This is a genomic window from Salinisphaera hydrothermalis C41B8 (assembly GCF_000732535.1).
GTDB lineage: Bacteria > Pseudomonadota > Gammaproteobacteria > Nevskiales > Salinisphaeraceae > Salinisphaera > Salinisphaera hydrothermalis.
In genome coordinates this window covers 1-10,169 of record NZ_APNK01000060.1, presented here as the reverse complement: position 1 = coordinate 10,169, position 10,169 = coordinate 1, and the positions used below count along the sequence as shown (strand labels likewise).

Below are 10,169 nucleotides of genomic sequence, written 5' to 3'. Positions count from 1 at the left end.
TCAACCACCGATCAGCCGACTGCGGCTCAACGTGAACAATGTGGTGGGTTTACACACCTAGGCCCGTACAAGGTGGTCGCCTTCTCGCCGGGCCATGAAGTCACGCTGCAGCGCTTCGACGACTACTACCAGGATTCGCCCAAGGGCCGGCCGGCGATAAAAACCATCCGCATCCACACGATCACCGACTGGGGCGCCGCCCAGGCCGGCGTGCTCAGCGGCGAGCTGGACTGGCTGTACAACGTGCCCAGCCTGATCGCCCGGAACCTGGCGGCCTCAGGCTATGCCAAGCGTGAAGTCGGCAGCTCCATGCGGATCGGCTTCATCGAGCTGGATGCCGCCGGGCTGGTCGCAAAGAACGATCCGCTGACCCAGCTGAAAGTACGGCGCGGCATCAATTACGCCATCGACCGCCCGGCGATCGTGAAGAACCTGGTCGGCAAAGGCGCCAAGATTATCGACGCGGCCTGCAACCCGGTGCAGTTCGGCTGTGCCCAGGATGTGCGCCGCTACGCCTATGATCCGGCCAAGGCGAAGCGCCTGTTCGCCGAAGCCGGCTATCCGCATGGCTTCAAGCTCACGCTATGGGCTTATCGCGAGCCCTATGTCTCGCAGGCGATGGCGCACGATCTGCGCGCCGCCGGGCTGGATGTATCGCTGCGCTACGTGAAGCTGCCGGTGTTGAACAAGGCCCGCTCTGGTGGCCGCATCCAGGCTTATTTCGGCACCTGGGGCGCGGGCGGCACGGCCGACGTCGCCGCCACGCTCGACGTGATGTGGAACATGGGCACGGACCGCAATCTGGCGCGCGACGAAGAACTGGCCCGGACCATCGCCGCCGCCTCGCGCACCCGCGACAAGACTGTGCGCAAGCGCTTGTATCGAAAGGCGCTACGCCGCATTGCCGAGCAGGCTTATTGGGTGCCGCTGTACGTTTTCCCGCAGAACTACGTCATGTCCAACGACCTCATCTTCCCGGTACCGCGGGACGGCCTGCCGCGGCTGTATCGCGCCCGCTGGGCGGATACCAGCGCGGCCACCTCGGGAGGTGCCCGATGATCCGCTATGCCTTTCGCCGTCTGCTGCTTGCCGCCGCGGTGGCCTTCACCGTGTCGCTGGCGGCGTTTCTTACCCTGCACCTGGCGACCGATCCGGCGCAGGCGATCGCTGGCGAGAACGCGACGCCGGACGTCGTCCATCAGATCCGCGTCGAATACGGCCTCGACCGGCCATTGACCACCCAGTACGGCGCCTGGATCGACGATCTGGCCCATGGCGATCTGGGCGAGAGCTATTACTGGCACCAGTCGGTCGGGCATTTGATCGCCCAGGCCGCGCCGGTCACGTTCAAGCTCGCCAGCCTCGCGCTGTTGTTCACCATCGGCCTGGCCATCCCGCTCGGCGCGCTGGCGGCATTACGGCCCAACACCTGGCTGGACCGCCTGGCACTGTCGGTCGCGGTGGCCGGTCAGGCGGTGCCGACCTTCTGGTTCGCGCTGATGGCGATCGTGGCCTTTGCCGTGAAGCTGCACTGGTTCCCGGTCGCCGGCGGCGGCAGTCTCGCGCATTTCGTGTTGCCGGCGTTCGTGCTGAGCATGCGCTCGGTGCCGCCGGTGATGCGCCTGACCCGCGCCGGGCTGCTGGAGGCATTCGAATCCGACTATATCCGCACGGCGCGTGCCAAGGGCTTTCGCGGCTCGCGCCTGCTCACCCGCCAGGCGCTGCGCAACGCGCTGCTGCCGGTGATCAGCGTGCTGGCGGTTCAGCTCGGGCACAAGCTCGGCGGCTCGATCATCGTCGAGTCGGTGTTCTCGCTGCCCGGCATCGGCCGGCTCACGCTGGATTCCATCCTCGGCGGCGATATTCCGACCGTGCAGATGCTGGTTTTCGTATTCGCGCTGATCTTCGTCGGCCTGACCTTTGTCGCCGATCTGATCAACGCCTGGCTCGATCCGCGGCTGCGACTGGGGTAAGGCAATGACCGACACGAATCTTTCCAACGCGACCGACGCGACCCGCCTGCCCCGGGCCACCGAATCGGCCACCCTGCTCACGCCGCGCCAGATGCTGCGCCGGCGCGCTGTCGGCCACTGGGGCCTGATGATCGGCGGCGTGCTGCTCGCCGCGATCGTACTAATCGCGGTGTTCGGGCCGATGCTGATGCATATCAGCCCCTATGCCCAGGATCTGACCGCACGGCTGATGCCGCCGGTCTGGGCCGGCGGCAGCTGGGATCATGTCTTCGGCACCGATCATCTCGGCCGCGATTATCTGGCACGTATCCTGATCGGCGCGCGTATCTCGCTTACGGTCGGTTTTCTGGCGGCCACGCTCGGCTGCGTGATCGGGGTCTCGCTCGGCCTCGCCGCCGGCTACTTCGGCGGCCGGGTCGATCAGGTCGTCTCCTATCTGCTGACCTGCCAGCTCTCGCTGCCCGAGCTGTTGCTGGCGATGGTGTTGGTCTTTCTGATCGGCCCGTCGTTGTGGGTGGTAATCGGCGTGATCGGCATCCTGCACTGGACCTATTATCTGGTGATCGCCCGCTCGGCAGCGATGCGCATCCGCGAGCTGGATTTCGTGGCCGCGGCACGGGCGCTCGGGAGCCCGACCTGGCGCGTGCTCGGCTACGAGATCCTGCCCAACCTGCGCAGCCAGGTGATCGTGATCTTCACCATCGAAATGGGCACGGCGATTCTGTCCGAGGCCGCGCTGTCGTTTCTCGGCGTGGGCATCCAGTCGCCCACACCCGCCTGGGGGCTGATGATCGCCCAGGGCCGCGAGACGCTGTTCTTCGATCCGTGGCTCTGCATCCTGCCCGGGGCCGCGCTGTTCATTCTGATCATGGCCGTGAACCTGTTCGGCGACGGCCTGCGCGACGTACTGACTCCGGAGGGCCGGCGATGAAAACAGCCCATTCCCAACCGTTGTTATCGGTGGCCGATCTGTCGGTCGGCCTGGCCACCGCGGCCGGCGAAACCGTTTGGCCGGTACGCGGGGTCGATTTCGAGCTGGCCCACGGCGAAGCGCTCGGCATCGTCGGCGAATCCGGTTCCGGCAAGTCGATGATCATGCTGGCCTTGATGGGGCTGCTGCCGGCCAACGCAACGCGCCGGGCCACCCGGATCGCATTCGACGGTGAGGATATGGCGACGATGGCCGACCGGCGCTTCGCCCGCGAGTACGCCGGCCAGCGTATCGGCATGATCTTTCAGGAACTCATGACCTCGCTGAACCCGGTCTATCCGATCGGACGCCAGCTGATCGAGACCACCACCCTTTATCATCGCGGTCAGGCCGATGCCGCCCGGCGTCGCGCGCTGGAACTGCTCGAGCGCGTCGGCGTGCCGCAGCCCGATGTGCGCATGCGCCAGTATCCGCATCAGCTGTCCGGCGGGCTGCGCCAGCGCGTGATGATCGCCATGGCGTTGATGAATTCGCCCGATCTGATCATCGCCGACGAACCGACCACCGCGCTGGACGTCACCATCAAGGCGCAGGTGCTGGAGCTGCTGGCCGAACTTCGCGCCGAGCTCGGCACCGCCATGATCCTGGTCAGCCATGACATGGACGCCGTGGCCCGGGCGGTGGATCGCGTCGCGGTGATGTATGCCGGCTCGCTGGTCGAGGCCGGCCCGCGCGACGACGTCCTGCGCCGCCCGCTACATCCCTATACGCAAGGCCTGCTAGAATGCGCGCCGCGTGCCGACGAACCCCGCGGGGGCCATCGCCTTGGCGCGATCCCCGGGCATGTGCCGAGCCCGTTCCGGCGCCTGGAACGCTGTGCGTTCTCCGATCGCTGCAGCCTCGCCCACGATGTCTGCACGCAGGGCGAGCCGGCGTTGTGCGAGGCCGGCAGCCGCGTCTATCGCTGCGTGCTCGCGCCCAACGAACTGGCCGCACGCCCGATCGCCCAGCGCGACGACACCCGGCCGAGCGAACCGACCACCGGCGGCGATACGGCCCGGCCGATCCTTGAAATCGATCACGTCACACGCGAATTCACCACCCGCAACGGCTGGTTCGGCAAGGCCTCGACCGTGGCCGCGGTCGACAACGTGAATCTGGCCCTGCACAGCGGCGAGATCCTGGCGCTGGTCGGCGAGTCCGGCTCCGGCAAAACCACCCTCGCGAAGATGATGCTGGGGCTGCTGGAGCCGACGGCCGGTACGATCCGCTTTGAATCACGGCCGCTGCACGACACCCGTGCCGTCGAGCGCGCCCGGACCATCCAGCCGGTGTTTCAGGACCCGGATTCCTCGCTCAACCCGCTGCGCACGGTCGGTGAATCCATCGCTCGGCCGCTGGTCGTGCATGGCAAGGGCAATCGGGCCGAGCGCGCGGCTCGCGTGCGCGAGGTGATGAACCTGGTCGGCCTGCCCGAGCATTTCATCGACCGCTACCCGGGCCAGATGTCCGGCGGTCAGAAACAGCGCGTGGCGATCGCGCGCGCGCTGGTGCTCGAGCCCAAGGTGCTGATCTGCGATGAGCCGACCTCGGCGCTGGATATCTCGGTACAGGCCCAGATCCTGAATCTGCTGCTCGACCTGCGTGCCCGGCTCGATCTGACTTATTTCCTGATCACCCACGATCTGGCCGTGGTCCGTTATTTGGCGACCCGCGTAGCCGTGATGCAACGCGGCGTGATCGTCGAAAGCGGGCCCACCGAGCGCGTTTTCACCCGCCCCGAACACGACTACACCCGCGAACTGCTGGCCTCCATCCGCCCGCTCCACGCCGCCTGAACGAGTTTTTCGCATGTCTCAACCGCCCGACGTCGCCGCGATCCGCGACCTGTTTTCCGATACCGCGCGTCATCAATCCTGGCTGGAAGTCGAGGCCGCGCTGGCTGCGACCCAGGCCGAGCTCGGCATGATCCCGGTCAGCGCCGCCGAGCGCATCACCGCCTGCGCTCATCTCGAGGCGCTCGACATGACGGCCTATGCCGAGCGCGCGGCTACCAATCACGCCCCGGTGCTCGCGTTGGTCGAAACCCTGGCGGAGGCCTGTGGGCCGGAGGCCGGCGCTTATGTGCACTGGGGCGGCACCACCCAGAACATCATCCAGACCGCGCGCATCCGGCAGATGCACACCGCGCATCGCGCGGTGCTGCAACGCCTGGGCCGCGTGTTCGCGGGCCTCGGCGAGATGGCCGACACCGGCGCCGACATGCTGATCGCCGGGCGCTCCAATCGCCGCCAGGGGCTGCCGGTGACCTTCGGCTTCAAGGTCGCGGCCTGGATCGAGGAGATGCTGCGCCACGAACAACGCCTGCGCGAAGCCGAGCCGCGCGTGTTCGTAGCCCAGTTCGGCGGCGCGATCGGTGCTATGCATGCCTTCGGCGAACACGGGCCGGCGCTCAACGAAGCGATCGCCACCCGGCTCGGGCTCGGCTGGATGCGCGTGCCCTCCCGGGCCGCCCTCGACCATATCGCCGAATACATCCAGCTGCTCGCCCTGCTGGCCACCACGGCCAGCAAGATCGCCAACGAGTTCTACGTGCTCATGACCGACGAAATCGCCGAGGTGCTGGAAAACCTCGACGGCGCGGTCGGCAGCAGCACCATGCCGCAGAAGGTGAATTCCAAGATCGGCGTGCGCGTGATCGCACTGGCCACCCAGCTGCGCGGCCAGGCCGCCACCCTGCTCGACGCCATGCAGCCCTCGCATGAAGGCGATGCGGCAACCAATATCACCATGTATGCCGTCATCGATCGCGCGGTGCCGTTGGCCTACGAGCTGATCACCCTGTTCGAGCAGCTGGTCGCCAGCATCGAGCTCGATCCGGCCCGCATGCGGCACAACGTGGAGGCCTCCGGCGGCCTGATCGCCGCCGAAAACGCCATGATGACGCTGGCCGCCACCATCGGCCGCCAGGCCGCCCACGATCTGGTGCATCGCTGTGCCGCACGCGCCCGCGATGCCGATACCGATTTTGCTACCGCTTTGTGCAACGACCCCGAACTGCCGGCCGAAGTCGATATCGACGCGCTCAGGGCCGCGCTCGATCCGGCGCAATACACCGGCCAGAGCACGCCGATGGCCCGTTGGGCGGTCGGCGCCGCGACCGAGGCGAGTCGCCGGCTGGGGTGACCGCCCGGTTTCAGACAAACCCCAGTCATAGCCGACGTATCGGCGAAATGCGAGCTGAAATACAGCGCGTCGTGCGTGGCGCACCAGTCCAGCGACCAGGCTCGCGCATCGCTCATCTCCGCCCGGCGATCGGGAAAGAGCTGGGCCAGGGGCAGCTCGGCCACCTGTTCGGTCACACGGGTAACGTCGACGTCGCCGACGCGTTCGAATGCACCATTGATTCGCCTGGGATCGATGAGGATCAGACGATGATGCCCGCCGTACGACGACGCCGAAATCAGGTGACGACGAACTGGCCCATCATGCCGTTGTCCTCATGTTCGAGGATATGACAGTGATACATATAGGCATGCGCGGCATCGGCCGGATGATCGAAACGGGCGACCAGTTCCACGGTTTCGCCGCCACGGACCAGCACCACGTCTTTCCAGCTGCGCTCGTGGGGCGGCGGCGCCTTGCCGTCGCGGGATCGAATGAGAAACGACGTGCCGTGCATATGAAACGGATGCGCCATCAGGCTGACGTTGGTGACCTGCCAGACTTCGGTCGCCCCGCGCTGCACGCGAACGTTGATCTTGTCCATATCCATGTATTCGCCGTTGATCGCGAACAGGTTGCGATCGCCGACGCCGGCACTCATACCGCCCGGCCCGTTCGCCGCGCGCGGGGCATAGCCGTGGCCGGCCTGCAGGTGGCCGAACGCGCCGGAGGCGATCATGCCGGCCATGACGAAGCGCCGCGTGGGCCCGTCGGGCGTTAGGCTCGGCTGTTCGACCAGTTGCGCCGGCAGCCGCGTGCCGAGCGCGAGCGCGGGGCCGACCCGCAGCTCCAGCAGATCGAAGCCACGCCGATCATGGGCATCGACATCCATCGGCGTGCGATACAGACCAGGCACCGCCGCGCCCGAGTCGCTGGCGAGCACCACGCGCCGGCCATAATCGCCGCGCAGATCGACCAGGATCTGGGCGCGCTCGGCCGGCGCCAGCAACAGCTGTTCCATGGGCACCGGTTCCGCCAGCAGGCTGGCGTCGCCGGCGATCACGTAAAAACGCCGGCCATCGCGGAAGGCCAGATTCACCACGCGTGAATTCGAGGCGTTGAGCACCCGCAGGCGCAGCCAGCCCGCGGCGACTTCGGCATACGGCTGTTCGACGCCGTTGACCAGAAAGCGATCGCCCTTCATGCCCATCACGTCACGCGCGGCCGTCATGTAGGCCAGCCGGCCGTCGGCGTCGAGACGCCGATCCTGAATCGCGACCGGTAGATCGTCGATGCCATAGGTGCGCGGCAGGCCGAGCCGCGCGTCGGTGTCGTCGTCGATCCACAGCATGCCGGCCATGCCGGCATACACTTGCGGCCCGGTATAGGCATGCGGATGCGGGTGATACCAGAGCGTGGCCGCCGGCTGGGTGAGCGTATAGGCGGCGGTCCAGGTGTCGCCCGGCGTGATCACGCTGTGCGGGCCGCCGTCCATGCGCCCCGGCACCTGGGCGCCGTGCCAGTGCAGGGTCGTGGGCTGATCGAGCCCGTTGTGGACATGCAGCTGGACCGGCTGATGACGCGGGATACGCAGCGTCGGGCCCAGCCAGGCGCCGTTGTAGCTCCAGGTCGGCGTCTGCACGCCGGCCACCAGCTCGCTCGAGCCTGGGCGGGCCGCGATTTGATAATGACGCACACCGGCCGCATCGAGCGTGCCGGTCGCTTGCGCGGGGATCGGCAACGGGCGCTGGAACACACCGGTGCGGGGTGAGGCCACGCCGAATGCGCGCCAGCCGGGCACCCCGGCACGGGCGCCGCCGGGCCAGACCGCCGCCCCGGCCACACCGGCCGCGAGGCCCTTGAGTACTCGGCGTCGGCCTTGGCGGTCAGTCCTGGTCATGATCCATAAACGCGAATCGAAGGGTCGCGGGAGGGTTTACGCAGGACCATCCCGCGTGGAGGCGATTGTGCCAGATCGTCGCCCGGCGCTCGCGACCCGTCGCGACCCTCAGCAAGCTCGTCATCGAGCGCCCTGTTGGCGGCCCACGCACCGATCGCGTTAGAGTTCGAGCCTCTATTGGCTGCCGCCCGCCGCATACGCTGGCCGGCACGGTGCAGCCTCCCTGGATGAATACCAGGGCGTCTCTCGTGACGACAGCCCTGACGCGTGCTGGCCTTGAATGCCGGCGCGCCGCGCCACCGTGGACAACGACATGACAACAACAACGGCCCCAGAGGCGGGAGCCGGTGCGCTGCGGATCATCGCTTTCGGCTTCATCGCGACGTTCGTCTCCAGCTTTGGCCAGACTTTTTTCGTTGGCCTGTTCAATTCAAAGTTCGGCGTGGCCACCGGGCTCGATGGCACGACGGTCAGCCTGCTGTATGGCATCGCGACCCTGGCCAGCGGCAGCCTGTTGTTCTGGCTCGGCGGCGCCATGGATCGCCTGATGCTGCGCACCGCGGTGGCAACAAGCCTGGCGATTCTGATCGCCGGCTGCGTGCTCGCGGCCGGGCTCAAGACTGGCGTCATGCTGCTGGCGGCGTTCTTTCTGTTGCGACTCGGCGGCCAGGGTTTATTGACCCAGCTCGCGGTGGTCGCGGCCGCCCGCAACGGCGGGCGACGACGTGGCAGCACCATTGCCTGGGCCACCATGGGCGTGATTCTGGGCGAGGCGGTGTTGCCGGCCACCGTGATCGCGCTGCTCGGCTTGCTGGACTGGCGCGACCTGTGGCTCGTGGCCGCCGGGACGTTGCTGGTGATGGTCATGCCCGCCCTGCTGGGACTGCAGCGCACCATCCACTGGCGCGTTGCGAAACGGCCGGTGTCGAGCGATGGAGGCAATGCCGGCGACGACATCATGCAACGGCGGACGCTGCTGGCCGATCGCCGCTTCTGGGCCGGGGCGGCCATCATGCTCACCCCGCCCTTCATGGCCACCGGTTTTCTCTTCGAGCAAAGCACGATCGCCGCGGCCATGCACTGGAACGCCGGCCTGATCGGCGCGGCCTTTACCGTCTTCGCGATCTTTCGTGCGTTCGGGACCTGGTTCTACGGGCGTACCGCGGATCAATTCGGCACGATTCGCATGGCACGCCTGCACCTGCTGCCCATGGCCGTGGCGTTCGCCTCGTTTACCCTGCCGCTGGGCGTGGCGTCCATCTGGGTTGCGTTCGCCGGCATCGGCTTCACGAACGGGGCCAACTCCGTACTCTCCGGCGCGCTCTGGGCGGAAATGTTCGGCACTGCCGCCGTAGGCACCGTTCGCGGCGTGTTCGGCGCGGCCATGGTGCTGGCCAGCGCGCTCGCGCCGGTGATCGTATCGCTGGCGCTGTCGCTCGGCATGAGCGCGCCCGCCCTCGGTCTGGCTTTCGGCCTCTACGCGGCCTTGATGCCGCTGCTGGCCGGGCCATTTCTCTATAGCCGGTCGGAGCGGGCCGCCGCGGCGCATTGAAACTGCGACTGAAAGGTTTTTCTTCGACGAGCGATACGATGACCGTCCGCGAATCCTGACGGTTCAGCGAGTGGTGCGCGTGACGGAAGACGCACTGCACTGGAAACGCCTCGCGCCACCGAGCTTTGCCGGCCCTTGTTTTCGCGCTGCAGCGCGAGCCACTTCTCTTGCTTGCTCGGCAGATGTAACCAAGAGAAGAGCACCCGGCGCGGCGCCGGCTTCGCCGGTTCACGGCGAGGCGTAGTGCCGGCGGGATGCGCCCAGAACTCACATCGCTTTGGCGATGCTCAAACAGGCTGGACGCACCGGCGCCGTGCGCCGGACACCCGCCGACACCACGCCTCGCCGTCGCCGCACAACGGGGCCGGAATACAGACACGACGCTTCAAGGTTTCGCGTATTCCGAGCCCCGTGGCGCCATATCCGCCGAGCTGACGACGCTGGAGTAACGACGACGTGCCGCCGCTCGGGCAATGCGTCCTAGCCAACACCACAATCGCAACCGCACTTATCAACGACGCAAGGACAGCGACGCAGTCCAGCCGCCAATCTGGCTTACTGCAGTTCCGCAAATCCGCGATGAACCATAAAAAAAGGTTCTTCGCAGATAAGCGTGAAAGGCGGCGGTGACCGCATGGCTTAAGCTTG

7 protein-coding genes are annotated in these 10,169 nt (G+C 67.0%); 6 read left to right on the top strand and 1 reads right to left on the bottom strand.

Annotated elements, in window-relative coordinates:
* The 5 genes from C41B8_RS18660 to C41B8_RS18640 all read left to right on the top strand — a co-directional run.
* Positions 1-1,059 (top strand): ABC transporter substrate-binding protein (locus C41B8_RS18660; protein ID WP_198025300.1); only part of this gene is annotated, 1,059 nt, incomplete at its 5' end.
* Positions 1,056-1,973, top strand: coding sequence for an ABC transporter permease (locus tag C41B8_RS18655; protein ID WP_037341715.1), 918 nt, complete (start codon positions 1,056-1,058; stop codon positions 1,971-1,973). The genes C41B8_RS18660 and C41B8_RS18655, both read left to right, overlap by 4 nt.
* A gap of 4 nt (positions 1,974-1,977) precedes the next feature.
* Entirely contained in the window at positions 1,978-2,904 is a 927-nt protein-coding gene (locus C41B8_RS18650; RefSeq protein WP_037341713.1) for an ABC transporter permease, read from the top strand.
* Positions 2,901-4,742 carry an ABC transporter ATP-binding protein gene (locus C41B8_RS18645; RefSeq protein ID WP_051883776.1) on the top strand — a complete coding sequence of 614 codons (1,842 nt, stop codon included), beginning with the start codon at positions 2,901-2,903 and terminating at the stop codon, positions 4,740-4,742. The genes C41B8_RS18650 and C41B8_RS18645 overlap by 4 nt, the downstream gene beginning before the upstream one ends.
* Positions 4,743-4,755: 13 nt before the next feature.
* Positions 4,756-6,090 (top strand): class-II fumarase/aspartase family protein, encoded by a 1,335-nt coding sequence (locus tag C41B8_RS18640; RefSeq protein ID WP_037341711.1) that lies wholly within the window; start codon positions 4,756-4,758, stop codon positions 6,088-6,090.
* A 277-nt stretch (positions 6,091-6,367) separates the two neighbouring features.
* Here the strand turns inward: C41B8_RS18640 and C41B8_RS18635 are convergent, their stop codons facing one another.
* Entirely contained in the window at positions 6,368-7,969 is a 1,602-nt protein-coding gene (locus tag C41B8_RS18635; RefSeq protein ID WP_037341709.1) for a multicopper oxidase family protein, read from the bottom strand.
* Positions 7,970-8,282: 313 nt separating this feature from the next.
* Here C41B8_RS18635 and C41B8_RS18630 point away from each other — a divergent pair, with 313 nt between their 5' ends.
* Positions 8,283-9,521, top strand: coding sequence for an MFS transporter (locus tag C41B8_RS18630; RefSeq protein WP_198025299.1), 1,239 nt, complete (start codon positions 8,283-8,285; stop codon positions 9,519-9,521).
* Positions 9,522-10,169 lie beyond the last annotated feature (648 nt).